A 23,628-nucleotide genomic window follows, 5' to 3' on the forward strand; every position below is an offset into this window, starting at 1 on the left:
ATGAAGAAACTGATGTATTCCAGCGCCGGCCTGCTGCTCATCGCCCTGGCCTTCCTGGTGTTCAACATGGTCTCGGGCCTGGCGCTGACCAACGCCCGCCTCGACCTCACCGAGCAGAAGCTCTACACCATCTCCGACGGCACCCGGCAGATCCTCGGGGAGCTGGACGAGCCCATCAACCTGTACTTCTTCTACTCCGACAAGTCCGCCAAGGACCTGGTGGTGCTGCGCAACTACGCCCGCCGCGTGGAGGAGATGCTCAAGGCCTACGCCCAGGCGGCGGACGGCAAGATCAAGCTGCACATCGTCGACCCCGAGCCCTTCTCCGAGGATGAGGACAAGGCCGCCGAGTTCGGCCTCCAGGCGGTGCCTGCCCAGCAGGGCGGCGATGCCATCTACTTCGGCCTGGCCGGCACCAACAGCGTCGACGACCACCAGGTGATCCCGTTCTTCCCGCTGGACCAGGAAGAGTTCCTCGAATACGAGGTCAGCCGCCTGGTGCAGAGCCTGGCGCATCCCCAGCGTCCGGTGGTCGGCGTGCTCTCCGGGCTGCCGCTCAACGGCGGCTTCGACATGCAGACCCAGCAGCCCAGCTCGCCGTGGATGGTGATGGAGGAAATCCGCCAGCTGTTCCAGATCGAGAGCCTCAAGCCCGACGTCGACCAGATCCCCGACAAGGTCTCGGTGCTGCTGCTGGTGCACCCGAAGAACCTGCCCGAGCAGACCCAGTACGCCATCGACCAGTTCGTCCTGCGGGGCGGCAAGCTGCTGGCCTTCGTCGACCCCTGGAGCGAGGCCGACCACGCCATGCCGATGCCCGGCGAGATGGGTGGCGAGGGCAAGAGCTCCGACCTGCCGGCGCTGTTCAAGGCCTGGGGCTTCGAGATGCTGCCCGGCAAGGTACTGGGCGACGGTGCCTACGCCATGTCGGTGAGCATGGGCCAGGGCGAGCGCCCGGCCCGTCATCCGGCCTGGCTGACCCTGCCGCGCCAGGCGCTGGACCCGAGCGACGTGGCCACCGCCAACCTGGAGACCCTGACGGTCGCCACCGCCGGCATCCTGCGCCCGCTGGAGGGTGCCAAGACCCTCTTCGTGCCGCTGATCCACAGCTCCGAGTACGCCATGCCGTTCGACGCCCAGCGCTTCGCCATGCTGCGCAACCCGCAGGAGCTGATGGGCGAGCTGAACCCCAGCGGTGACCGCTACACCGTCGCGGCCCGTATCAGCGGGCCGGCACAGAGCGCGTTCCCCGACGGCATCGAAGGGCGCAAGGACGGGCTGAAGTCGGCCGACAACATCAACGTCATCGTGGTCGCCGACACCGACATGCTCAGCGACCGCATGTGGGTGCAGGTGCAGGACTTCTTCGGCCAGCGCGTGCCGCAGCCCTGGGCGGACAACTCCGCCTTCGCCATCAACGCCCTGGACAACCTCTCCGGCTCCGAGGCACTGATCAGCGTGCGCTCCCGCGGTCGCTTCACCCGCCCCTTCACCGTGGTGGAAGACCTCCAGCGCCAGGCCGAAGCGCGTTTCCGCGAGCAGGAGCAGGCCCTCAAGCAGCGCCTGTCCGAGACTGAGGAGAAGCTGGCCAGCCTGCAGAACCAGGACCCGGCCAAGGCCCTGGAACTGACCCCCGAGCAGCAGGCCACCCTGCAGCAGTTCATGCAGGAGAAGCTGCGCATCCGCAAGGAGCTGCGCGAGGTCAACTACCAGCTCAACGCCGACATCGAGAAGCTCGGCCGCACGCTCAAGTTCATCAACATCGCCCTGGTGCCGCTGGTGCTGACCCTGGGCGTGCTGCTGCTGTGGGCCTGGCGCCGTCGCCGGGCCTGAGGAGAGGACATGGGACGCAAGGCTTTCATCTTCCTGTTCATCCTGGCCGTCGCACTGGGCGGCACCTTCCTGGCGCTGCAGCGCCAGGCGGGGCCGACGCCGGGGGCGCAAGCCCAGGCCTGGCTGCCGGCCCTGCAGGGCCGGCTGGCCGACATCGACGCCATCGAGGTGCAGCGGCCCGGTCAACCGCCGGTGCACCTGGCGCGTCGCGACTCCACCTGGGTGGTGGCGGACAAGGCCGGCTACCCGGCCGATGCCCGCGCCGTGGCCGACCTGCTGCGGGCCCTGGGCGAGGCGCGCCGGGTCGAGGCCCGCACCGCCAAGCCGGAGCTGCACGCCCAGCTGGGCCTGGCCGAGAAGCCCGTGGAAGGCCAGGCCCTGCGCCTGGTGGTGCGCGGGCAGAACGGCCTGCCGCAGCAGGACCTGCTGATCGGCAAGCCCGGCCAGCAGGGCAAGGGGCAACTGGTGCGCCTGCCCGGCGACAACCAGAGCTGGCTGATCGACCGGCGCATCGAGCTGCCCGAGACCGAGCTGGCCTGGCTCGACCGGCGCATCGCCGCCATTCCCTTCTCCAGCGTGCGCCAGGTCGAAGTCCGCTACCCCCAGGGCAAGGAACTGACGGTGTACCGCGACGCCGAGAACGAGCCGAACATGAAGGTCCGCCAGCTGCCGGCCGGTCGCAAGCTGGCCTACGAGGCGGCGGCCAACGGCATGGCGGCGGTGTTCGCCGGCCTGCAGTTCGCCGACGCCGCGCCGCTGGACCAGGTCCAGTTCAAGGACAAGCCGCTGCTCAGCTTCGAACTGCAGACCTTCGCCGGCGGCCGCCTCACCGGCGAACTGCTGGGGCAGGGTGAGCAGTACTGGCTGCGCCTGACCGGCCAGGAGAAGCTCGACGACCAGGTACCGGGGCGTACCGATTGGGCCTACCTGATCGAGCCCTTCCAGTACCAGGCACTGGCCCGAAAGCTGGAGGACCTGCTCTCGGCGAAGTGAGCCTCAGGGCGTTTCCGGGCCCTGCCCAGGGGCCCGGAGCGCCTTCGCCGAAATGCCCCATTTTGTGACGCGAAAGCCCCGGAAAAGGGCGTGAACACCTAGTCTCACGGCGTTTTCCGCATGCCGGAAAAAAGTGCTTTTCTGTAGCATTTCCTGTCGTATACTCCGGGCGCGGTGGTTAAAAGAACGCCTTTCGGAGTACCCGCCCACGCCTCGTCAGACCGCGGTCGGATATCGAGAAAAATACGTCTTTACCAACCCGTCTAAGTCCCAGGATTGGGGCCAACAACAAAATTGCGAGTTTGGAGAGAGTAGTAATGGCTGATCGTGAGGTCGGAACCGTCAAGTGGTTCAATGACGCTAAAGGCTATGGATTCATCCAGCGTGAAAGCGGTCCGGATGTATTCGTTCACTACCGCGCTATCCGCGGCGAAGGTCACCGTTCCCTGGTCGAAGGCCAGAAGGTCGAGTTCTCGGTGATCCAGGGCCAGAAAGGCCTGCAGGCGGAAGACGTCGCCCGCGTCTGAGTCTCCAAGCGAAAGGCCCGTCCAAGCGACGGGCCTTTTGTTTGTCCCCTTCTTGCCGCTGTCCTGCGGCGCTCCTTCGTGACCTGCCGTTCTCGCCCGCCCGCTGACCGCTGGCGAAGGCGTTTGCGGGCTGCCGCTCCAGCGCCCGACTGCACGGCATGAATGCTCTGCGCACCTTTTTGCTGCTCTTCAGCGCCTTGCAGCCGTCCTGCTCTGCAACGCGCGGCTGGCGGTGCGCGGCCAACAAAAAGCCCCGCAGGTGCGGGGCTCTTTCAGGCGCTGTCGATCACAGGTCGAAGTCGTAGTCGTTCAGCTGCTTCTGCAGGCGACGCTCTTCGAGGTAGTTGTCGATGATGCGCCGCTTGGTCAGGTTGGTCTTGGCCACTTCGGCAGGCGCCTCGGCTTCTTCCGCTTCCTCGGCGATGAAGTCTTCCTCGATCTCGATCTCTTCTTTGACAGTGCTCATTCAGGTCACTCCACGATGCGGGGCGGTGATGGCGCACCTTATAGCGACAAAGAATCGGCCGGTAAAAAAGATTTTTTCAATTGAAAACCAGGACTTTGCAGGGTCCGCTCAATCGTCCGAAGTCTTCGCCTTGTACTCGCACAAGTCCTCGATCCGGCAGGCTCCGCAGCGCGGCTTCCGGGCGACGCACACATAGCGCCCATGGAGGATCAGCCAATGGTGGGCGTCGAGCAGGTAGTCCTTCGGCACGAACTTCACCAGCTTCTTCTCCACTTCCAGCACGGTCTTGCCCGGGGCGATGCCGGTGCGGTTGCTGACGCGGAAGATGTGGGTGTCCACCGCCATCACCGGCTGGCGGAAGGCGGTGTTGAGCACCACGTTCGCCGTCTTGCGGCCCACGCCGGGCAGGGCCTCCAGGTCCTCGCGGTTGTCCGGCACCTGGCTGCCGTGCTTCTCCATGAGGATGCGGCAGGTCTCGATGACGTTCTTCGCCTTGCTGTTGTACAGGCCGATGGTCTTGATGTACTCCGACAGGCCCTCCACCCCCAGCGCGTGGATGGCTTCGGGGGTATTGGCTACCGGGTACAGCCGGGCGGTGGCCTTGTTGACGCTGACGTCGGTGGCCTGGGCGGAGAGGATCACCGCGATCAGCAGTTCGAAGGGCGTGGTGTAGGCCAGCTCGGTCTTGGGATCGGGGTTGTCTTCGTGCAGGCGACGGAAGATTTCCAGGCGTTTGGCAGCGTTCATGGCATTCGGCTTTTCACGGTGGATTCAGGGTGGGGCGCGAACCGCGCTCAGGGCAAGGCGCGACGCAGCGGCACCCACAGCAGGGCGAGCAGGATAAGCCCTCCCGGCGCCGAGGCGAAGAGCGGGACGCCATGGCCGGCGAACGTGAGGCTCAGTGCACCCAGGCCCAGCCAGTCGCCGTGGCCCAGCAGGCTGGCATGGCCGATGCCCTCGCGCAGCGCGCCGAGCAGCAGGGCCAGCAGGCTGAACTCCAGGCCTGCCCTGAGGCCATCGCTGGCCCGGCCCGGTGCCTCCAGCGCCAGGTGCAGGCACGGCAGGGCCAGCAGCCACAGCCAGGGGCCCAGGGCCTGGTGCAGGTCGTAGGCGAAGGCCCGCAGAAGCTGGTCGGCCAGCGCCACGCCGCAGCCAGCCAGCATCAGCGTCCCGAGCCAGAAGGCCCGGCCCGCCAGGTGGCGATGCAGCCAAGGCAGCAGGGCCCCGACTCCGGTCAGCAAGGGCAGGGCGACCAGGGCCAGGCCCAGTGCTTTCACCAGCAGGTCGCTGGCCCCCAGCAGCGGTGCCAGGCCGAGCAATGCAGCGGTGCGTGCAGGCGTGCTCATGGCGTGGCTCCCAGCAAGGCGTCGCGGTGGGCGTCGAAGTAGCGCAGGCCCGCCTGGACGCCCGCCACCACGGCGCGGGAGGTGATGGTGGCGCCGGCGATCTGGTCGACATCGCCACCATCCGCGCGGACCCGCCATTCCCCCGGCTGCTCCGCCAGGTTCCGGCCTGCCAGGCTGCCCAGCCAGGGGCTGCGGGAGGCTTCGATGCGATCGCCGATTCCCGGTGTTTCCCGGTGCGCCAGGACCTTGCTGTGCAGCAGCCGGCCATCCGGCGCGATGGCCAGCAACAGGTCGATGGGCCCTTCATAGCCCCGTGCCCGTACCGGCAGCAGCACGGCCACCAGGCGCTCGCCCTGGCGTGCGCGCCAGGCGGTGGCCGGTGAGGGGCTGCCCAGGTCGTCAGCCCCGGTCAGGGGCACGGCGTCCTGCAGGGGGTGGTTGTCATAGCTGCCGGCGGGCAGCAGGTCGAGCAGGGCACGCTCGGCGGAGGCCTCGGCGGCCGCCTGCTGGCGAGGGGCGAGTACGCCGTGCAGCGCCGTGAGCAGGCCCACCGCCAGGGCGGCGGCCCCCAGCAGGCATGCGAGGCTGCGCCCGTTCACGGAGAGGGCCTCGCGCGCTGGGCCCAGCGCTCCAGCGCCGGCACCGCCAGGTTCATCAGCAGCACGGCGAAGGCCATGCCGTCGGCATAGCCGCCCCAGGTGCGGATCACGTAGACCAGCACGCCAACGCCCAGGCCGAATGCCAGCCGCGCCCGGTCGGCACTGGGGCCGGAGACCGGCTCGGTGACGATGAAGAAGGCGCCGAGCATGGTGGCGCCGGAGAACAGGTGCAGCAGCGGCGAGCCGTTGGAGTCCGAGCCGCTGCCGTTCCAGCCCAGCAGGCTGGCGACGAACAGCCCGGCGATCAGCCCCACCGGGGCGTGCCAGCGGATCACCCGACGCTGCAGCAGCCACAGGCCGCCGGCGAGGAAGGCCAGGTTGACCCATTCCGCACCGCGCCCGCCGAGGTGGCCGAAGGCGGCGTTGCGGGCGAACAGTTCGTCGATGGTCAGACGGTCGTTGTGGCGCAGGCTGTCCAGCACCGTGGCTTGGCTCCAGCCGTCCACCAGGCCGCTGCCCAGGCCCAGCACCTGCTGCAGCGCGGCCAGCAGGCCGTGGGGTTGGCCGGCAACGGGCCATTGGGCCATCTGCGCCGGGAAGGCCAGCAGGGCCAGGGCGAAGCCGAGCATGGCGGGGTTGAAGGGGGTGCGGCCGAAACCGCCGAAGACCGACTTGCCCAGCAGGATGGCCGCCGCACAGGCCAGCAGCGTCAGCCAGGCGGGGCAATAGGGCGGCAGGGCCAGGGCCAGCAGGGTGGCCGTCACCAGGGCGCTGCCCTCGGCCAGCCAGGGGCGGCCGAACAGGGCCTCGTCCGGGGCGACGTACTGCCCGCGCAGGCGCCGCACCAGCGCCTCGCAGGCCAGGGCGCAGGGGATGGCCAGGGCCAGTTGCAGCAAGGTACCGAGCCCGTAGTGCCAGAGCTGGACCAGCAGGCCCGGCAGGCACGCCAGCAGCACCAGGCTCATGGCCGGGCGCGGGTCGAAACCGGGAGCGCTGGCCATGGCGGGGTCAGGCCTCGGGGTGTTCGCCGAGGCGGCGTTCGGCTTCGGCCAGGCGGGCCTGGGCGCGGCCGATGGCAGCCTCGTCGCGGGGTTGGCGGCGCTCCAGGCGGCTGACCTCGGCACGGGCCATGGCCAGCTCGGTCTTCAGCGCGCGCAGGGCCGGGTCCACCGGGCGCTTGTCGATGCGCTGCAGTTCGGGCGGCGCCTTGCCGCAGGCATCCTCGGCGGCATGCAGGGCGGCCTCGGCGTCGGCCAGGGCCTGGCGCAGCGGCGCCAGCTCGGCTTCGTCCGCGCCACGGGCCTCGGCGCTGCGCAACGCGCCCCGACGGGTCACCAGGGCGACCTTGGCCTGCTTGAGCGCGGCCTCGCCCGGGCTGGGCGGCGTGGCCGGCTGCGCTGCCTGCAGGCGCGCCAGGGTGGCCTCGGCGGCATCCACCGCCTGTTGCAGGGCGGCCAGCTGGGCCTGCTGCCCGGCATCCGGTTCGGCGCCATAGGCCTTCTGTGCCTTGGCCAACTGGGCGCGGCTCATGGCGGCTTCGATCTTGGCTTTCTTCAGCGCCGCTTCGTCCGTGACCGGCGCGGGGGCGGCGCTGGCTTGGGCCAGGGCGGCCTCCGCCCGCTCGCTGGCAGCTTTGAGCTCGGCCACCTGGGCGGCGAGGTCGGAGGTGCCGTAGGTGGCGTACTGCTTCTCCGCGCGGGACAGCGCCACCCGGGCCATGGCTGCCTCCACCTTGAGGCGCTTCTGTTCGTCGCTGAGGGTGCCGGCGGCGGCCTTCTGGGCCTTGACCCGTTCGATGGCGGCCTGCACCGGGTCGATGCTGGCGGCGGCTTCGTTGCGGGCCTTTTCCTGGGCGTGGGCCTGGCGCTGTGCGCGAGCCTCGCGCTCGGCCTGGCGGCGGGCTTCGTCACGGGCCAGGCGGGCATTGCGCTGCTCGAAGCGCTGGCGGAACTGGTCGGCCCGCTCGCGCTGGGCGCTGGCGTCCGGCTCGGCCAGGGGCAGGATGTCGATGCAGTCCACCGGGCAGGGCGCGACGCAGAGTTCGCAGCCGGTGCACTCGTCGCGGATGACCGTGTGCATCTGCCGCGCGGCCCCGACGATGGCGTCGGTCGGGCAAGCCTGGATGCACTTGGTGCAGCCGATGCACTCGGCCTCGCGGATGAAGGCGACCTGCGGCGGGACCGGGCCATTGGGCGCGTCCAGCGGCAGGACCGGCACCTGCAGCAGGTCGGCCAGGGCGATGAGGGTCACCTGGCCGCCGGGCGGGCACTTGTTGATGGCTTCGCCCTGGGCGATGCCTTCGGCGTAGGGGCGGCAGCCGGGGTGGCCGCACTTGCCGCACTGGGTCTGCGGCAGCAGGGCGTCGATGCGCTGGACAAGGGCCTGGCTCATGGCGCCACCAGGCCGTTGAAGCCCATCAGCGCGACGCCCATGAGGCCGGCGCAGAGCAGGGTGATCGGCGTGCCGCGCAGGGGCGCGGGTACATCGGCGGCGTCGACCCGTTGCATCAGGTCGGCGAACAGCCCCAGTGCCAGCCAGAAGCCGATGCCACCTGCCAGGCCGAGGCCCAGCGCGTGGACGAAACCACTGCTCGCGGCCAGGTACAGGCCACCGAGTACCGCGCCATTGCCCAGCAGCAGCGGGAACAGGCCGTTCGGTACGTCGGCGGTGCCGGGCAGGTGCTTGAGCAGCGCCAGCGCGGCCCAGGCCAGGGGCGCCAGCAGGGGCAGCAGCACCAGCGGGCGCAGGTGGTCGAGGGCCAGGGGCGCCAGCAGAAGACGGTCGAGCAGCCAGGCCAGGGGAAGCCCCAGGACCAGCATCAGGCCGCCGGCACGGGCCAGGGCCTGCAGACGGGGCTGGGCGTCGCCACCCGCTGCCTGTGCCAGCAGCAGGTTGTTGACCAGGGCGGCGCCCAACAGCGCGATGAGGAGATCGGTCATGGATTCGGGACGGGCCGGATCGTTCACAAAGGGCCGCGTATTATCCGGGATGGCGCCGGGCGGGTACAGGGCCGCCCGGGGCGACCCTGGTCCCAGCCTGTTCAGCCTTGGGCAGCGGCCTTGTTGCGGCCCGTGGCGCGGCGCCACAGCCCGCGCACCAGCAGCGCCAGGGGGAAGAGGATGACCACGAAGGGAATGCCGTAGCCGAGCATCTCCAGGGCCTGGGCGGTGCCTTCGGTGGCGTTGTCCAGCAGGCCGGCGGCAGCCTCGCCGATGCGCGACAGGCGGCTCGGGCGCTGCTGGTCGGTGGTGAAGTCCAAGGTCAGCAGGTTGGTGGCGATGCGCCGTTGCTGCTGGGCGGACTCCTGGGCATTGGCGGCCAGCTGCACCTCCAGCTCGGCCATCTCCCTGGCCAGGGCCAGCAGGTCGGCGACGGCCAGGTCCTTGCGCTCCTGGAAGGCTTGCAGGGTCTTGTACTGGCGCTCCAGGCGCTCGCGGGTGCGGGCATTGTCGCCCACCGCCTGGGCCAGGTCTTCGGCGCGGGTGGTGCGGCTTTGCAGCTCGCCGCCCTCGGCGGCCAGGGCCACGATCTTCTCCACGCCTTCGGGCACGATGCGCAGCACCAGCTGGCCGGCGCGGTAGCCGCCCTGGTTCTGCTCGATGGTCAGCAGCTCGCAGCTGCCGAAGCGGCCGTCGTTGCAGGCTTCGCGGGTGGCGGCCAGACGCGGGGCAACGGCCTCGGCGGCGAGGTGGATGGAGACTTGGTGCTCGTAGGCGAGGAAGGCGCCGGGCTTGGAAGCTTCGCCCTGGAGGGCGGCACCGCCGCTCGCCTCGCGGTCCGACGGGGAGCAGCCGGCCAGGGCGGTGAGGGCCAGCAGGAAGGGGAGGGTCCAGTGCTTGATCATGGGCGTTCCTTGCGTGGTGTCGCGTGGTTTGTCGGTTCCTGAAACGACGAAGCGCCTGGCCGGTGACCGGGCAGGCGCTTCGCGAAGGCGGCGCGGCTTACTTGACGCGCTGGCCCGGCTTGGCGCCGCTGTCGGGGCTGAGCAGGTAGATCTCCTCGCCGCCGGGGCCGGCCGCCAGGACCATGCCTTCGGAGACGCCGAACTTCATCTTGCGCGCAGCCAGGTTGGCCACGTACAGGGTCAGGCGGCCTTCCAGCTTGCTCGGGTCCGGGTAGGCGCTCTTGATGCCGGAGAATACGTTGCGCTTGGCGTCGCCGATGTCCAGGGTCAGGCGCAGCAGCTTGTCGGCACCCTCGACGAACTCGGCCTTCTCGATCAGGGCGATGCGCAGGTCCACGGCAGCGAAGGCGTCGAAGGCGATTTCCGGAGCCAGCGGCTCCTTGGTCAGCTCGCCGTTGCCGGCGGGGGCCGGGGCGGCGTTCTGGGCGGCGAGGTCTTCCTTGGAGGCAGCGATCATGGCGTCGATCTTCACGGGGTCGATCCGGGTCATCAGCGGGTTGAAGGGGTTCAGGTCGTGGTCGGCCAGCAGCACCTGGTGGTCGTTCCAGCTCAACGGGGCGACGTTGAGGAACTGCTCGGCGGCGGCGGCCAGGTTCGGCAGCACCGGCTTGAGGAAGATCACCAGCTGGCGGAACAGGTTCACGCCCGCGGCGCAGATGGCCTGCACCTCGGCCTGCTTGCCGTCCTGCTTGTTCAGGGCCCAGGGCGCCTTGTCGGCGATCCAGGCGTTGGCGCGGTCGGCCAGCGCCATGATCTCGCGCATGGCACGGGCGAAGTCGCGGTTCTCATAGGCCTCGGCGATGCTCGGCGCGGCGCTGGCGAATTCGGCGAACAGCTCCGGCGCGGCATTCTCGGCCACCAGGCGGCCGCCGTTGCCCTTGTGGATGAAACCGGCGCAGCGGCTGGCAATGTTGACCACCTTGCCCACCAGGTCGGAGTTCACCTTCTGCACGAAATCCTCCAGGTTCAGGTCGAGGTCGTCGACGCTGCGGCTGAGCTTGGAGGCGTAGTAGTAGCGCAGGTATTCCGGGTCCAGGTGGTCCAGGTAGGTGCGGGCCTTGATGAAGGTGCCGCGGGACTTGGACATCTTCTGGCCGTTGACGGTCAGGTAGCCGTGCACGTTCAGCGCGGTGGGCTTGCGGAAGCCGGCGCCTTCGAGCATGGCGGGCCAGAACAGGGCGTGGAAGTTGACGATGTCCTTGCCGATGAAGTGGTACAGCTCGGCGCTGGAGTCCTTGGCCCAGTAGGCGTCGAAGTCCAGCTCCGGGCGGCGCGCACAGAGGTTCTGGAAGCTGGCCATGTAGCCGATGGGGGCATCCAGCCAGACGTAGAAGTACTTGCCCGGCGCGTCGGGGATCTCGAAGCCGAAGTAGGGCGCATCACGGCTGATGTCCCACTGCTGCAGGCCGGCGTCCAGCCATTCGGCGATCTTGTTGGCCACCGACTCCTGCAGGGCACCGCTGCGGGTCCACTGCTTCAGCATGGCGTCGAAGTCCGGCAGTTTGAAGAAGTAGTGCAGCGACTCCTTGAGCACCGGGGTGGCGCCGGAGATGGCCGACTTGGGGTTCTTCAGCTCGGTGGGGGCGTAGGTGGCGCCGCACACTTCGCAGTTGTCGCCGTACTGGTCCTCGGCCGCGCATTTCGGGCAGGTGCCCTTGATGAAGCGGTCGGCCAGGAACATCTGCTTGTCCGGGTCGAAGTACTGGGTCACCGGGCGGGTGGCGATGTGGCCGGCGTCGCGCAGGCGGGTGTAGATCAGGCTCGACAGCGCCTGGTTCTCCGGCGAGTGGGTGGAGTGGTAGTTGTCGAAGTCCACCAGGAAGTCGGCGAAGTCGGTGGTGTGCTCGGCGCGCACGTTGTCGATCAGCTGCTCGGAGGTGATGCCCTCCTTCTCGGCGCGCAGCATGATGGCCGAACCGTGGGCGTCGTCGGCGCAGACGTAGATGGCCTGGTTGCCGCGCATCTTCTGGAAGCGCACCCAGATGTCGGTCTGGATGTACTCGACCATATGCCCCAGGTGGATGGAACCGTTGGCATAGGGAAGGGCGCTTGTCACAAGGATCTTGCGGGGCTCGGTCATGGTGCTGGGCTACCGGATACGGAACGAAGGGAAGTCGGCAACTATAAAGAGTCGCCGGCTTTTTTTCACGCCCGGAGGGCCCGGTGGCGGGAGGGCTCGGGTAGGATACCCGCCAGTTTTGCTCGGTCTTTATCTGGAGTCCCGCCATGAGCACCGTTTCCCGCGCCCAGGTCGAAGCGACCCTGCGCCAGTTCACCGATCCCCACCTCAACCAGGACCCGGTCAGCGCGGGTTGCCTGCGTGATGTCGACATCCAGGGCGGCAAGGTCAGCGTGCGCCTGGAGCTGGGCTACGCGGCCGGGCTGTTCAAGAGTGGCTGGGCGCAGACCCTGCAGATGGCCCTGGAGAACCTCGACGGCGTCGACCGCGCCGAGGTCCGCGTGGACTGCGTGATCCAGCCGCACAAGGCCCAGGAGCAGGTCCCGGCCCTGGCCAACGTGAAGAACATCATCGCCGTCGCCTCCGGCAAGGGCGGCGTCGGCAAGTCCACCACCGCCGCCAACCTGGCCCTGGCCCTGGCCCGCGAAGGCGCCCGCGTCGGCATCCTCGACGCGGACATCTACGGCCCCAGCCAGGGCATCATGTTCGGCATCCCCGAGGGCACCCGCCCGCAGGTGCGCGACCAGAAGTTCTTCGTACCGCTGGAAGCCCACGGCGTGCAGGTCATGTCCATGGCCTTCCTCACCGACGACAACACCCCGGTGGTGTGGCGCGGGCCGATGGTCTCCGGCGCGCTGATCCAGCTGATCACCCAAACCGCCTGGGACGACCTCGACTACCTGGTGGTGGACATGCCCCCAGGCACCGGTGACATCCAGCTGACCCTGGCGCAGAAGGTGCCGGTGGCCGGCAGCGTGATCGTCACCACCCCGCAGGACCTGGCCCTGCTGGACGCCAAGAAGGGCGTGGAGATGTTCCGCAAGGTCAACATCCCGGTGCTAGGCGTGGTGGAGAACATGGCCGTGCACATCTGCTCCAACTGCGGCCATGCCGAGCACCTGTTCGGCGAAGGCGGTGGCGAGAAGCTGGCGGCCCAGTACGGCGTCGACCTGCTGGCCTCGCTGCCGCTGTCCATGGCCATCCGCATGCAGTCCGACGGTGGCAAACCCACCACCGTGGCCGACCCCGAAAGCCAGATCGCCATGATCTACCAGCAGATGGCCCGCACCGTCGGCGCGCGCATCGCCCAGGCCGGCCTGGGTGCCACGGCGATGCCGAGCATCACCATCAGCGACGATTGATCAAGGGCGCCGCTGCGTGCTTGAGGGCATCCGGGTCCGCTAGATCGCCAGCAGCGTGCCGCCTTCCGTGGGGAACTGCCGGGCCAGCAGTTCCTCGCGGGTGAGTTCCCGGCCGACCCACAGGTGCACCTTGCGGGCACCGGCGCTGCGGCCCAGTTCATACAGCCCACGGATTTCCACCTGGGTCAGCCCGCCCTCCAGGTGCTCCAGCGGGTGCAGGACCAGCACCGGCGCCGCGCTGGTGAAGGTCCGGGGCGCCAGTTGGCGGATGAACAGGCGCAGGGTGTTCTCCGCGAGGGTGAAATCCGCCAGCAGGGCGCGTGGGTGCTCGAAGCCGTTCACCAGCTCCACCTCGGGCTGGCCGAGCAGTTGCCGGGCTGCGTGCCCGGCCGCCAACACCGTGCGTTTGCCGTTGCGGGTCTGGATCGCCAGCACAGGTGGCTCGTCGAGCACCTGGCCCGATTTCGCATTCAGGCCGCGGAGCTGCTGCGCACGGAGCGTGATGTAGAGCAGTGGGGAGAAGGCGTCGATCATGGCGGCGTTCCAGGCGGGGAGGGCACCAGCCTAGCGGGCGTGCGACCCGCCGTCGGTCGACCGCCTCACAGGGCGCTCAGTCCCCGCCACCGCCACACCCGCCACCGCATCCGCCGGAGTCGCCGCCGCTGTCTCCACCGCCGGAGTCCCCGCCCCAGCTGTCGCCGCTGCCCGATGAGCTGTCGCTCACGCCACGGCCGTCGCCGAAGTCGCTGGAGTCGTAGCTGCTGTCGCTGCCGACGAAGTCGCCACCGCAGTAGATGACGGTGCTGCCCGAGTCGCCCTGGTCGTCACGGCGCACGCCCCGGCAATCAGCCACATAGAGGAAGCCGCCGGCGATGCCCAGGCGCCGGTCCAGGTCGAACAGCAGCGGCACACGGCCCGGTGTGTGCGGGTCGATGCGTTCCTGCTCGCAGGCGTACCACCAGCAGCGCCGCAGGCCGGCGTCGGCCTGCCGGGCCTTGCCGGACAGTGCCCAGGCCGGGCGGTGGTGGAGGAAGCGGCCGAAGGCGCGCTGGCAGAAGCGCCGGTATTCGCGGGTGTCGAGGATCAGCGCATGCCACAGGTCGTCCACCACCTGGGAGGGCATGGACACATAGCCGAAGCCGCTCTTCAGGTAGCAGAGGAAGAACTGCCGCAGCCCGGCGCAGACCAGCATGCAGTCCTCCAGGCTCAGCTGCGGGTGGCGTTTGCGCAGCTCGTCGAGCAGGCGCGGCGGCGGGCGGAACGCTCGGATCAGGCGTTCCCGGGCGGCGATACGGCGACGCTTCCACAGGGTGAAGCCGAAGGCGGCCGCGCACAGGCCGGGGATGACGATCCAGAAGGTCATGGTGGGTCCTTTCTCCACGAGGGCGGCCCACAGTGTCCCAGGCGGCCCGGACGCTTCAAGCCCCTCGCGCTGCCGCTGGGCGGCAGGCCACGGAACCCGGCGCTGCCCTTTGCCCGGAACGTGCGCGACCGGTAAGATTCGCGGTCAAATTTCGCCTCACAGGAACACCCGCCATGAGCATCAAATCGGACAAGTGGATTCGCCGCATGGCACTGGAACACGGCATGATCGAGCCCTTCGTCGAGCGCCAGGTGCGCGGCGCGGACGACAGCCGGGTGATCTCCTACGGGGTGTCCAGCTACGGCTACGACGTGCGTTGCGCTGCCGAGTTCAAGGTCTTCACCAACATCCACTCGGCCGTGGTGGACCCGAAGAACTTCGACGAGAAGAGCTTCGTCGACATCAACAGCGACGTCTGCATCATCCCGCCGAACTCCTTCGCCCTGGCCCGTACCGTCGAGTACTTCCGCATCCCCCGCGACGTGCTGACCATCTGCCTGGGCAAGAGCACCTATGCCCGCTGCGGCATCATCGTCAACGTCACCCCGCTGGAGCCGGAGTGGGAAGGCCACGTGACCCTGGAGTTCTCCAACACCACCAACCTGCCGGCGAAGATCTACGCCAACGAAGGCGTGGCGCAGATGCTCTTCCTGCAATCGGACGAGGCCTGCGAGGTGTCCTACAAGGACCGGGGCGGCAAGTACCAGGGCCAGGTCGGCGTGACATTGCCGAAAGCCTGACCCACACCTTCTGTCGGAAAAGCCGGGCATTGCCCGGCTTTTTCGTGAGTGGCGCCCCGCCAGCGCCTTTCCTTGAAGCCAGCCGCCCGCCGAGGGTTTCCCGTGTCCCGATTGCGCCTGTACCTGTTCCTCTGCCTGTCGCTGTGGCTGCCGGCCTGGGCCGCCCAGGCCGAGCCGCTGAACGACCTGCGGGCCTGGGACCCGGCACAGGGCGCCCTGCACGTGCTCGACGGCACCTGGCGGCTGACCTGGCTGGAGCCGGCACGGGCAGAGCAGGAGGTGCCGCTGCCCTTCACCTGGAAGGACGGCACCCGCAAGCCCTGGGGCGAGGTGGGCTTCGGGCGCATCGAGCTGACCAGCAAGCTGCTGCTGCCCGATTACCCGGAACCCCTGGCGCTGTACTTCGACGACTTCAAGTCCGCAGCGCGGGTCTGGATCGACGGCGAGCTGGCCTTCGAGCGCGGCCAGCCGGGGGATGCCGAGCACGAGGTGCAGCGGCTGCAGTCGGCCATCGTGCCGCTGCCCGTCGGTGCCAAACGAGTGACGGTGCGGATCGAGCTGTCCAACCACTTCCACCATGAAGGCGGCATCGACATGGAGGTGCGTGCCGGCACCCTGGCCGGCCTGGCGCTGGATGCCAGCCGCCAGCGCGCCCTGTACCTGCTGACCCTGGGCGGTGCGCTGATGATGGCGCTGTTCATGGCCCTGATGGACCGCAGCGCGGCGCGGGCGCTCGGTGGCCTGCCGTTTGCCGTGCTGCTGGTGCTGGCCGGGTTGCGCGCGGCGTCCAGCGGCGAACTGCTGGACCACTACCTGCAATGGCCGTCGGTGTGGATCTACCGCATCGAATACCTCACCGGGCACCTGTTCTCCCCGGTCTACGGCGTGTTGCTGCTGCGCCTGTTCCCCGACGAGCTGTCGCGGCGGGTGCAGCGCGTGCTGGTCGCGGTGGGCGTGCTGGGTGCGCTGGTCACCCTGGGGACACCGCCGGCCTTCTTCACCCTGACGCGGGACCCCTGTGCCATCTGGCTGCTGCTCTGCGAGCTGTACTTCCTCGGCGCCCTGGTGCTGGCCGTGCGGCGTCGGCGCCCCGGGGCCCTGGTGGCGCTGGGCGGGATGCTGGTGATGGACGTCACCATCGTCAACGACCTGCTGCTCTATTCCCTCAGCGTGCCGACCCTGAACCTGATCCCGCTGGGCATCCTCTTCTTCATGCTCTCCCACGGCGTGGTAGTGGGCAGCCGGGTGATCGACGCCCTGCAGCGCAGCAAGCAACTGAGCCGGGACCTGCAGCGCCTCAACGCCTCCCTGGAAGCCCGCGTGGAGGAGCGCACCCAGGCCCTGGCGGTGGCCCGCGACCAGGCCCTGCACGAGGCCCAGCAGTCCCTGGAGCGCCAGGCCATGCTCAGCCACGAGCTGCGCACCCCGCTGGTGGCCATCCAGGGGCACCTGCACCTGCTGCAGGGCGACGGCCTGGACGAGCAGCAGCGCCATCGCCTGGACACCGTGCGCGTCGCCGCCCAGAGCCTCACCGACGTGCTCGACGGGCTGATGCTGCTGTCCCGCGCCGAGAAGCTCGAACTGCCGCCGGCCCAGGTGTTCTCCCCGGAGCGCCTGGTGGAGGAGTGCGCCGCCATCTTCCGGCCCCAGGCCGAGGCTCGCGGCCTGCGCCTGCTCACCCGCTGTGCCGACGACCTGCCCGCCTACGTGCTGGGGCACCCCCAGCCGTTGCGCCAGGTGCTCTACAACCTGCTGGGCAACGCCCTCAAGTTCACCGACCAGGGCCAGGTGCTGGTGATCCTCGAACGCAGCAGCCAGGGCCTGGCCCTGCGGGTGGCCGACACCGGCCCCGGCATCCGCCACGAACTGCAGCCGACCCTGTTCGAGGCCTTCGTCCGCGACCCCGAAGCGGGCCAGCCCGGCATCGGCCTGGGGCTCTACATCAGCGCCCGCCTGGCCGCGCTGATGGGCGCCCGCCTGGCGCTGGACAGCGCCCCCGGCCAGGGCACGCGCATCGACCTCTGGCTGCCCTGGCAGCCGGCCGAAGCCCCGGCAGCGGAGGAGGAAGACGAAGCCGCCGCGCTGCTGCAGGGCCTGCGGGTGCTGCTGGTGGAAGACGTGGAGGTGAACCGCCTGGTGACCGCCGAACTGCTGGAGCGCTGGGGCTGCCAGGTGAGCACCGCCCGGGATGGCCGCGAAGGCGTCGAGGCCTGCGCCACGGGCACCTTCGACCTGGTGCTGATGGACCTGCGCCTGCCGGACATCGACGGCCTCACCGCCAGCCGGCTGATCCTCCAGCAGGCCCGCTCGACACCGCCCCTGCTGGTGGCCCTGACCGCCAACGCGCGGGACCTGGACCCGCGCCAGTGGCGCGAGGCCGGCTTGCGCGCGGTGCTCGGCAAGCCCCTGCGGCGCGAGGCCCTGCTGGCCGTGCTGGAGGACTGGGACATCCCCGGCGAAGCCTCGCCCACCCAGCCCGAGGAGTTCTCCGAGGCGCGCCTGGAGGCGCTGCGCGGTTGGCTCGGTCACGCCCTGTTCGACCGCCTGCTGCCCACCCTGGTGGCGTCCCTGGAGGAGGTGCGTGACGCCCTGGCGCACCTGCCCGAGGCCCCCGAGGCAGCCCGCCTGGAGCTGAGCGCCCTGTGCCACCGCCTGCGCGGCAGCACCCTGAACTTCGGGCTCGACAGCCTGGCCCAGGCCGCCGAGCGCACCGAACGGCCGGAGCAGGTGCCCGAGCTGCTGGCGATCCTGGAGCGCCACCTGCTGCTGCTCAGGGAACGCCTGCAGCGTGAAGCGGGTCGCGCAATCCCTTGACCCAGGTGGTGGCAACGCGCCTTGGGTTTGCGCCAGAATCCGCCGCCTGACGAAGAGGGGCTGTGGATGGTCGACAAGCTGCTGGTGGTCGAAGACGCGCCGGAAATCCGCGAGATGCTGGTGCTGTACCTGCGCGAAGCCGGGTTCGAGGTGCATGCCACCGACTCCGGGCGGGCCTGCCTGGAGCTGGTCCAGCAACTGCGCCCGGCCCTGGTGCTGCTGGACATCGGCCTGCCCGACCTGGACGGCCTGACCATCACCGCCCAGCTGCGCCGCAGCCAGCCGCAGCTCGGCATCATCCTGGTCACCGTGCGGGACGAGGACTACGACCGCGTGGTGGGCCTGGAGGCCGGTGCCGACGGCTACCTGACCAAGCCGCTGAACCTGCGCATCCTCCTCGCCCAGGTGCGCAGCCTGCTGCGCCGCTGTGGCCAGGGTGAGCGCGAGGCCGACTTCTCCGTACGCCTCGGGCGCTTCCGCGTCGACCTGCTGCGCCGCCGCATCAGCGATACCGCCGGCCAGGACGTGGTGCTCACCCCCGGCGAGTTCGCCCTGCTGATCGGCCTCATCGAGCGCCGGGGCAGCGCGGTCAACCGCCACGACCTCATGCAGTGCCTGCGCCGGGGCCAGGACGACGACGAGGAAGTCGACGCCCGTACCGTGGACGCCCTGATCGTGCGCCTGCGCCGCAAGCTGGAGGTCAACGCCAACCGCCCACAACTGATCCAGACCGTCTACGGCAAGGGCTACCGCCTGGCCGCCGAAGACGAGGCCAGCCTGGCCACCCCCTGAACCCACGGACCCGGGAGCTTCACCGATGAAACGCCTCTTCGCCCTTGGCCTCGCCTTGTGCCTGTCCCTGCCCCTGGCCCACGCCCGGACCCTCTCGGTAATCGGTGATCGCGAGGTGTTCGGCCTTCCCGCGGATGCCTCGCCGGAGCGCTTCGTCCAGGCCCTGGGCGAGCCCACTGTCCGGCTGCCCATGAGCGGCAACAGCCAGGGTCTGCTCTACGGCAACAGCCTGCTGCTGGTGTTCCAGGACGGGCGCCTGGCCGAGGTGCGCTGCTGGCGCCTCGACCGCTTCACCGACGAGCTCGGCCTGGGCTGGCTGCAGCGGGTGGCGCCCGGCGCGGCGACCTGGGACTTCGTGGTGGACAAGCAACTGGCCCTCGGCATGGACCGGGAGCGGGCCCTCACCCTGATGCAGGGGCTGGAGGGCGATGGCGACGAGTATTCGGACGTGCGCCAGCGTGGCGGCAGCACCCTCTGGCTGGGCTACGGGCAGTCCGGCAACTACGGCCTGGAAGGGCCGGATCGCCAGGTGGTCACGTCCCTCACCGTGACCTACGACGCCCCCGGCGACGAATGACCCGGAATCCCACGGGCTGCGTGGCGTCCCACAAGGACAGCCCCTCCGTGGAGAACCTCGCCATGCCCATCGCCGTACACGAACTCCCGGCCACCCGGCCCTGGCCCTTCTTCGCCCAGCACGTGCCTGGCGACCCCGGCGAGCCGGGCGAGCCGACCCTGCCGGACGAACCGCCGCCCGACCCAGTCGCCTGAACCCAGACAGCAGAACGCCCGGCATTGCCGGGCGTTTTGCGTCAAGCGCTGGTGCTTCAGGGCTTCAGGGCGCCAGCGGCAGCTCGCGCTTGTGACGGGTGTTGTCGTAGGTGCGGACGATGGCGTCATAGGCCGCCTGGCTGACCGGCTGGCCGTGCAGGAAGGCGTCGATCTCGGTGTAGCTCACGCCGTGGGCTTCCTCGTCCGGCTTGCCGGGGCGCAGCTCTTCCAGGTCGGCGGTCGGCACCTTGTTCACGGCGCTGTTCGGCGCCCCCAGGTAGGCGGCGATGGCTCGCACCTGGCCTTTCACCAGGCCGGAGAGCGGAGCCAGGTCGCAGGCGCCGTCGCCGAACTTGGTGAAGAAGCCCATCACCGCTTCGGCGGCGTGGTCGGTGCCGATCACCAGGCCGTTGTTGGCGTTGGCGATGGCGAACTGCGCCACCATGCGGATGCGCGCCTTGATGTTGCCGGTGACGAAGTCGCGGCGGGCGTCGGTCAGGTGGTTGAGGTGGGTGACCTGCTCGGCCAGGCCGACCACGCTGTCGGCGATGTTGACCGTCTCTTCCTCGTCGGCGCGGATGAAGTTCATCGCCACCTGGGCGTCGGCCTCGTCGTGCTGCACGTTGTAGGGCAGGCGCACCGCGATGAAGCGGTAGCCGTCATCGCCGGTCTCGGCGCGCAGCTCTTCCACCGAGAGCTGGGCCAGGCGGCCGGCGGTGGTGGAGTCGACGCCGCCGCTGATGCCCAGCACCAGCACCTTGAGGCCGGAGGTGCGCAGGCAGTCCTTGATGAAGGCCTTGCGCCGCTCGACTTCCGCCACCAGGGCGGCCTGGTCGGCGAAGGGCGGGACCACGGCGAGGGCTTGGGCGATTTCTTGCTGGCGGTTGCTCATGGGGTGTCTCCTCAGCGTGCGTCCACGCGGAATACATGTTTCAGGTAGGTCACGAAGTTCTCGTCGCGGCACTGGGTCTTGCCCGGCGTGTCGGAGAGCTTCGCCACCGGCTGGCCGTTGCAGGCGGTCATCTTGATGACGATGTTCATCGGTTCGACCCCGGGGATGTCGCAGGTCAGCCGCGTGCCGATGCCGAAGCTGACATGGATGCGCTCATGCAGGGCGCGGTACAGATCCAGCGCCTTGGGCAGATCGAGACCGTCGGAGAATACGAGGGTCTTGGAGAGCGGGTCTATACCGAGCTTCTCGTAGTGGCGGATGCATTTTTCGGCCCACTCCAGCGGGTCCCCGGAGTCGTGCCGCAGGCCGTCGAAGAGCTTGGCGAAGTACAGGTCGAAGTCCCGCAGGAAGGCATCGGTGGTGATGCAGTCGGTCAGCGCGATGCCGAGCAGGCCCCGGTACTCGCGGACCCAGCAGTCCAGCGCGGCGATCTGGCTGTCGATCAGGCGCGGGCCGAGCTGCTGGTGGGCCATCAGCCACTCGTGGGCCATGGTGCCGATGGGCTTGATGCCGAACTCGCGGGCCAGGTGCACGTTGCTGGTGCCGACGAAGCGCCCGGGGAAGTCGCGCTTGAGGATGTGCACCATCTCCTCCTGCACCCGGTAGGAGAAGCGCCGGCGGGTGCCGAAGTCGGCCACCTGGAAGCCCTCCAGCTCGCTCGGGCTGGCCTCGCGCTTGAGCCAGTCGAGCTTCTCGTAGAGACGCTCGCTGGCCTGCTCGATCACCACCTCGCGGTAGCGGTAGCGGTTGCGCACCTCGCTGACGATGGCCAGCAGCGGGATCTCGAAGAGGATCACGTGCAGCCAGGGGCCGCGCAGGCGGATGCACAGCTGGCCGTCTTCGACCCCGGCCTGGACGTAGCGCATGTTGAAGCGGAACAGGCTGAGGAAGCGGATGAAGTCCGGCTTGATGAAGGGGATGCGTTCGAGGAAGGCCAGTTGGTCAGCGGTGACGCTGATCTCGGCCAGGCGCTCGATCTGGTAGCGGATCTCCGCCAGGTAGGGCGTCAGGTCCTCGGCGTTGCGGCAGCGGAACTCCCATTCCACCTCGGCGTTGGGGTAGTTGTGCAGGACCGCCTGCATCATCGTCAGCTTGTAGAAGTCGGTGTCCAGCAGGTTCTGCACGATGCGGTCGGAAAACACGCTCTCGGCCATCTTCAGCACTCCCAGGTGGTGCGGTTGAGCAGGGCATCCAGCTCGGCTTCGCCGGCGCACAGGACGATGCCCGCTGCGTTCATCTCGAGCCGAGCAGTCTCGGCGGTGGCCTCGGCAATGGCACGGCAGGCGGGGAGGTAGACGATAACCTCAAAGCCGGCGCGGCGCAGTTGCAGGGCCGTGGTTTTCACGCAGTAGTCCAGCGCCAGGCCGCCGACCAGCACATGGCTGACCGCGTTCTGCCGGAGGAATTCGATCACCCCGGTGCTGCGGCGTTCCGCCAGGTCGTGGTAGCAGGCGCCGTAGGGGTGCAGGTCGGGCTCCACGCCCTTCCACACGAAGTAGTCGTACTCCAGCGGGCGGGGCAGTTCATCCAGCAGCTCGAAGCCGGCGGTGCCGGGCACGCAGTGGCTGACCCAGGTGATGTCGGCATTGGCCAGGGGCAGCGGTGCGAGCATCTCCGCGTGGCTGCCCACCACCCAGGGGGCGCTGGGGCTGTGGGCGTCCTTGCTGCCGATGCGCAGGGTGGCGCGGCGGGCCAGCAGGTTCAGGTGCGCCGCGATCTCGTCGCCGCCGGGCACCGGCAGTTCGTCCGGGCAGAGCGGGGTGAAGCCCTTCTGGGCGTCGACATCGAAGCTGGCGATCTTCATGGCTGCGTTCCTTTCTCGGTGACGGCTGGCTACATATTCCATCTCGTGTAATATGTCGTCAAGCGTTTTTCAGGAAGGAGTGGAAAAGTGAGCAGCCATCCGCATTCGAATCCCTCGGCAAGCCTGGCCGCCTACGCCGCCGGCAGCCAACGGGCTGGCACCCTGCGTTTCCGCCTGGCGGTCTACGGTGGCGCCTTCGACCCGCCGCACCCGGGGCACGAGACGGTGGTCCGCCGTGCCCTGGCGGTGGCCGACCGGGTGCTGCTGGTGCCCAGCCACCGCCACGCCCACGGCAAGCGCATGGTGGACTTCGCCCTGCGCTGCGCCTGGCTGGAGCGCCTGGCCCAGCGCATCGACCCGCAGCGGGTGCTGTGCGAGCCCATCGAGGCCTGCCTGTCGCCGGGGCAGGGGGCGGTGTACAGCTACGACCTCATGCACGCCTTGGCCGAGGCCCATGGCGTGGCGCCGGAGGCCATGGCGCTGGTGATCGGCGAGGACAACCTCGAACACCTGCCGGGCTTCCACCGCGGCGCCGAGTTGCGCCGGGATTTCGGCCTGCTGGTGGCGAAGGAGACGCGGGTGCTGCACAGTTCCGCCATTCGCCTGCACCTGCGGGAAGGACGACCACTGCCGGCCACCTGGTGCCTGCCGGAAGTGGCCGGTGATCTAGCTGTCTATAGGGAGATGCAATGAGTTCCGCACAGGTACTGGCCAGCGTCGACATCGTCGCACTGCGCCTCGATCCGGCCCAAGGCCTTGACGTGCTGCTGATCCGCCGGGCCCAGGGGCCCTTCGAAGGGGAATGGGCGCTGCCCGGTGTGCTGGTCAACGGCCGTTGCGCCGACGACGACCTCGACGCCGCCGCCAAGCGAGCCCTGGGCGGCAAGGCGCGGGTCGAGCCGCAGCACCTGGAACAGGTGGCCACGGTGGGCAACTCCCGGCGCGACCCCCGGGGCTGGTCTCTGTCCACCTTCTACCTGGCGCTCCTGGCGCCGGACACCGAAGTGACCGCCGACGACCTGCGCTTCGCCCCCCTGGCGGGGCTGGCGGGCCTGCCCTTCGACCACGACCAGCTGGTGACCCAGGCCCGCGAGCGGTTGTCGAGCAAGTCGGTCTACACCTCGCTGCCGCTGCACCTGCTGGCGCCGCGCTTCACCGTCACCGAAGCCCTCGGCGCCTTCCAGGCCTGCCTCGGCCAGCCGGTGCAGCACACCACCCTGCGCGGGCGGCTGGAGAAGATGAAGGGGCAGGGCTGGATCGTCGACACCGGCGAGCAGAATCACCCGAGGATGGGCCGCCCGCAGAAGGTGCTGGAGCACCGACCCGGCGCGGGTGGGCTGTTCACCTTCGACCGCAGCGTTCTGTCCTGAGGAATGTGCCCCCTGCCCGGCCGGGCAGGGGGC

At 69.3% G+C, this 23,628-nt stretch carries 25 protein-coding genes; 11 read left to right on the forward strand and 14 right to left on the reverse strand.

Annotated features, from left to right (window positions below):
* The 3 genes from PotMrB4_RS07065 to PotMrB4_RS07075 all read left to right on the forward strand — a co-directional run bounded on the left by PotMrB4_RS07065 (position 1) and on the right by PotMrB4_RS07075 (position 3,353).
* Positions 1–1,833 (forward strand): GldG family protein, encoded by a 1,833-nt coding sequence (locus PotMrB4_RS07065; protein ID WP_172432877.1) that lies wholly within the window; start codon positions 1–3, stop codon positions 1,831–1,833.
* Positions 1,834–1,842: 9 nt separating this feature from the next.
* Positions 1,843–2,826, forward strand: a complete 984-nt coding sequence (locus tag PotMrB4_RS07070; RefSeq protein ID WP_172432878.1) for a DUF4340 domain-containing protein — start codon at positions 1,843–1,845, stop codon at positions 2,824–2,826.
* A 317-nt stretch (positions 2,827–3,143) separates the two neighbouring features.
* Positions 3,144–3,353, forward strand: a complete 210-nt coding sequence (locus tag PotMrB4_RS07075; RefSeq protein ID WP_044413245.1) for a cold-shock protein — start codon at positions 3,144–3,146, stop codon at positions 3,351–3,353.
* Positions 3,354–3,639: 286 nt separating this feature from the next.
* Here the strand turns inward: PotMrB4_RS07075 and PotMrB4_RS07080 are convergent, their stop codons facing one another.
* From PotMrB4_RS07080 to metG, 9 genes are all read right to left on the reverse strand, one after another.
* The gene (locus tag PotMrB4_RS07080; RefSeq protein ID WP_044413248.1) at positions 3,640–3,819 is read right to left on the reverse strand and encodes a PA3496 family putative envelope integrity protein; all 180 of its coding nucleotides are present in this window, start codon (positions 3,817–3,819) and stop codon (positions 3,640–3,642) included.
* Between the two features lie 108 nt (positions 3,820–3,927).
* Positions 3,928–4,566 (reverse strand): endonuclease III, encoded by a 639-nt coding sequence (gene nth, locus PotMrB4_RS07085; RefSeq protein WP_044413251.1) that lies wholly within the window; start codon positions 4,564–4,566, stop codon positions 3,928–3,930.
* Positions 4,567–4,613: 47 nt separating this feature from the next.
* Positions 4,614–5,165: an Rnf-Nqr domain containing protein gene (locus PotMrB4_RS07090; protein WP_172432879.1), complete on the reverse strand. Its 552-nt coding sequence runs from the start codon at positions 5,163–5,165 to the stop codon at positions 4,614–4,616.
* A complete protein-coding gene (locus tag PotMrB4_RS07095) occupies positions 5,162–5,764 on the reverse strand; it encodes an RnfABCDGE type electron transport complex subunit G (RefSeq protein ID WP_172432880.1) in 603 nt (200 codons plus the stop codon). Before PotMrB4_RS07095 ends, PotMrB4_RS07090 begins: the two co-directional genes overlap by 4 nt.
* Positions 5,761–6,765: an RnfABCDGE type electron transport complex subunit D gene (locus PotMrB4_RS07100; RefSeq protein ID WP_172432881.1), complete on the reverse strand. Its 1,005-nt coding sequence runs from the start codon at positions 6,763–6,765 to the stop codon at positions 5,761–5,763. The genes PotMrB4_RS07095 and PotMrB4_RS07100 overlap by 4 nt, the downstream gene beginning before the upstream one ends.
* A gap of 7 nt (positions 6,766–6,772) precedes the next feature.
* The gene (gene rsxB / locus PotMrB4_RS07105; RefSeq protein WP_172432882.1) at positions 6,773–8,155 is read right to left on the reverse strand and encodes an electron transport complex subunit RsxB; all 1,383 of its coding nucleotides are present in this window, start codon (positions 8,153–8,155) and stop codon (positions 6,773–6,775) included.
* The gene (locus PotMrB4_RS07110) at positions 8,152–8,703 is read right to left on the reverse strand and encodes an Rnf-Nqr domain containing protein (RefSeq protein ID WP_172432883.1); all 552 of its coding nucleotides are present in this window, start codon (positions 8,701–8,703) and stop codon (positions 8,152–8,154) included. Before PotMrB4_RS07110 ends, rsxB begins: the two co-directional genes overlap by 4 nt.
* A 101-nt stretch (positions 8,704–8,804) precedes the next feature.
* Positions 8,805–9,605: a DUF4349 domain-containing protein gene (locus PotMrB4_RS07115; RefSeq protein WP_394354034.1), complete on the reverse strand. Its 801-nt coding sequence runs from the start codon at positions 9,603–9,605 to the stop codon at positions 8,805–8,807.
* Between the two features lie 100 nt (positions 9,606–9,705).
* Complete coding sequence (metG, locus tag PotMrB4_RS07120; protein WP_142011499.1) at positions 9,706–11,748, reverse strand: methionine--tRNA ligase; 2,043 nt, start codon at positions 11,746–11,748, stop codon at positions 9,706–9,708.
* Between the two features lie 146 nt (positions 11,749–11,894).
* On the opposite strand from metG, the gene apbC reads away from it, so the two are divergent.
* Positions 11,895–12,989, forward strand: a complete 1,095-nt coding sequence (gene apbC / locus PotMrB4_RS07125) for an iron-sulfur cluster carrier protein ApbC (RefSeq protein WP_172432885.1) — start codon at positions 11,895–11,897, stop codon at positions 12,987–12,989.
* A 39-nt stretch (positions 12,990–13,028) separates the two neighbouring features.
* Here the strand turns inward: apbC and PotMrB4_RS07130 are convergent, their stop codons facing one another.
* The gene (locus PotMrB4_RS07130) at positions 13,029–13,523 is read right to left on the reverse strand and encodes a rod shape-determining protein (RefSeq protein WP_044413272.1); all 495 of its coding nucleotides are present in this window, start codon (positions 13,521–13,523) and stop codon (positions 13,029–13,031) included.
* A gap of 76 nt (positions 13,524–13,599) precedes the next feature.
* Positions 13,600–14,352 (reverse strand): glycine-rich domain-containing protein, encoded by a 753-nt coding sequence (locus PotMrB4_RS07135; RefSeq protein WP_172432886.1) that lies wholly within the window; start codon positions 14,350–14,352, stop codon positions 13,600–13,602.
* 173 nt (positions 14,353–14,525) lie between these two features.
* On the opposite strand from PotMrB4_RS07135, the gene dcd reads away from it, so the two are divergent.
* From dcd to PotMrB4_RS07160, 5 genes are all read left to right on the forward strand, one after another.
* Complete coding sequence (dcd, locus tag PotMrB4_RS07140) at positions 14,526–15,092, forward strand: dCTP deaminase (protein WP_044413278.1); 567 nt, start codon at positions 14,526–14,528, stop codon at positions 15,090–15,092.
* Positions 15,093–15,194: 102 nt separating this feature from the next.
* Positions 15,195–17,906 carry an ATP-binding protein gene (locus PotMrB4_RS07145; RefSeq protein WP_172432887.1) on the forward strand — a complete coding sequence of 904 codons (2,712 nt, stop codon included), beginning with the start codon at positions 15,195–15,197 and terminating at the stop codon, positions 17,904–17,906.
* Positions 17,907–17,972: 66 nt separating this feature from the next.
* Entirely contained in the window at positions 17,973–18,698 is a 726-nt protein-coding gene (locus PotMrB4_RS07150; protein ID WP_044413284.1) for a response regulator transcription factor, read from the forward strand.
* A gap of 25 nt (positions 18,699–18,723) precedes the next feature.
* Positions 18,724–19,275 (forward strand): hypothetical protein, encoded by a 552-nt coding sequence (locus tag PotMrB4_RS07155; protein ID WP_160482215.1) that lies wholly within the window; start codon positions 18,724–18,726, stop codon positions 19,273–19,275.
* Positions 19,272–19,469: a hypothetical protein gene (locus PotMrB4_RS07160; protein ID WP_172432888.1), complete on the forward strand. Its 198-nt coding sequence runs from the start codon at positions 19,272–19,274 to the stop codon at positions 19,467–19,469. Before PotMrB4_RS07155 ends, PotMrB4_RS07160 begins: the two co-directional genes overlap by 4 nt.
* Before the next feature lie 64 nt (positions 19,470–19,533).
* On the opposite strand, the gene nadE is transcribed toward PotMrB4_RS07160, so the two are convergent.
* The 3 genes from nadE to PotMrB4_RS07175 are packed head-to-tail and all read right to left on the reverse strand — an operon-like array spanning position 19,534 to position 22,267.
* Positions 19,534–20,361, reverse strand: a complete 828-nt coding sequence (nadE, locus tag PotMrB4_RS07165) for an ammonia-dependent NAD(+) synthetase (RefSeq protein WP_074969208.1) — start codon at positions 20,359–20,361, stop codon at positions 19,534–19,536.
* 11 nt (positions 20,362–20,372) lie between these two features.
* The gene (pncB, locus tag PotMrB4_RS07170) at positions 20,373–21,575 is read right to left on the reverse strand and encodes a nicotinate phosphoribosyltransferase (protein ID WP_172432889.1); all 1,203 of its coding nucleotides are present in this window, start codon (positions 21,573–21,575) and stop codon (positions 20,373–20,375) included.
* A gap of 2 nt (positions 21,576–21,577) precedes the next feature.
* Positions 21,578–22,267 (reverse strand): nicotinamidase, encoded by a 690-nt coding sequence (locus PotMrB4_RS07175; protein WP_373466867.1) that lies wholly within the window; start codon positions 22,265–22,267, stop codon positions 21,578–21,580.
* 45 nt (positions 22,268–22,312) lie between these two features.
* On the opposite strand from PotMrB4_RS07175, the gene PotMrB4_RS07180 reads away from it, so the two are divergent.
* Together PotMrB4_RS07180 and PotMrB4_RS07185 are read left to right on the forward strand one after the other, a co-directional pair.
* Entirely contained in the window at positions 22,313–22,918 is a 606-nt protein-coding gene (locus tag PotMrB4_RS07180; RefSeq protein WP_394354023.1) for an adenylyltransferase/cytidyltransferase family protein, read from the forward strand.
* Complete coding sequence (locus PotMrB4_RS07185; protein ID WP_142011484.1) at positions 22,915–23,595, forward strand: NUDIX hydrolase; 681 nt, start codon at positions 22,915–22,917, stop codon at positions 23,593–23,595. Before PotMrB4_RS07180 ends, PotMrB4_RS07185 begins: the two co-directional genes overlap by 4 nt.
* Positions 23,596–23,628 lie beyond the last annotated feature (33 nt).

The organism is Metapseudomonas otitidis, from assembly GCF_011397855.1.
Lineage (GTDB): Bacteria > Pseudomonadota > Gammaproteobacteria > Pseudomonadales > Pseudomonadaceae > Metapseudomonas > Metapseudomonas otitidis.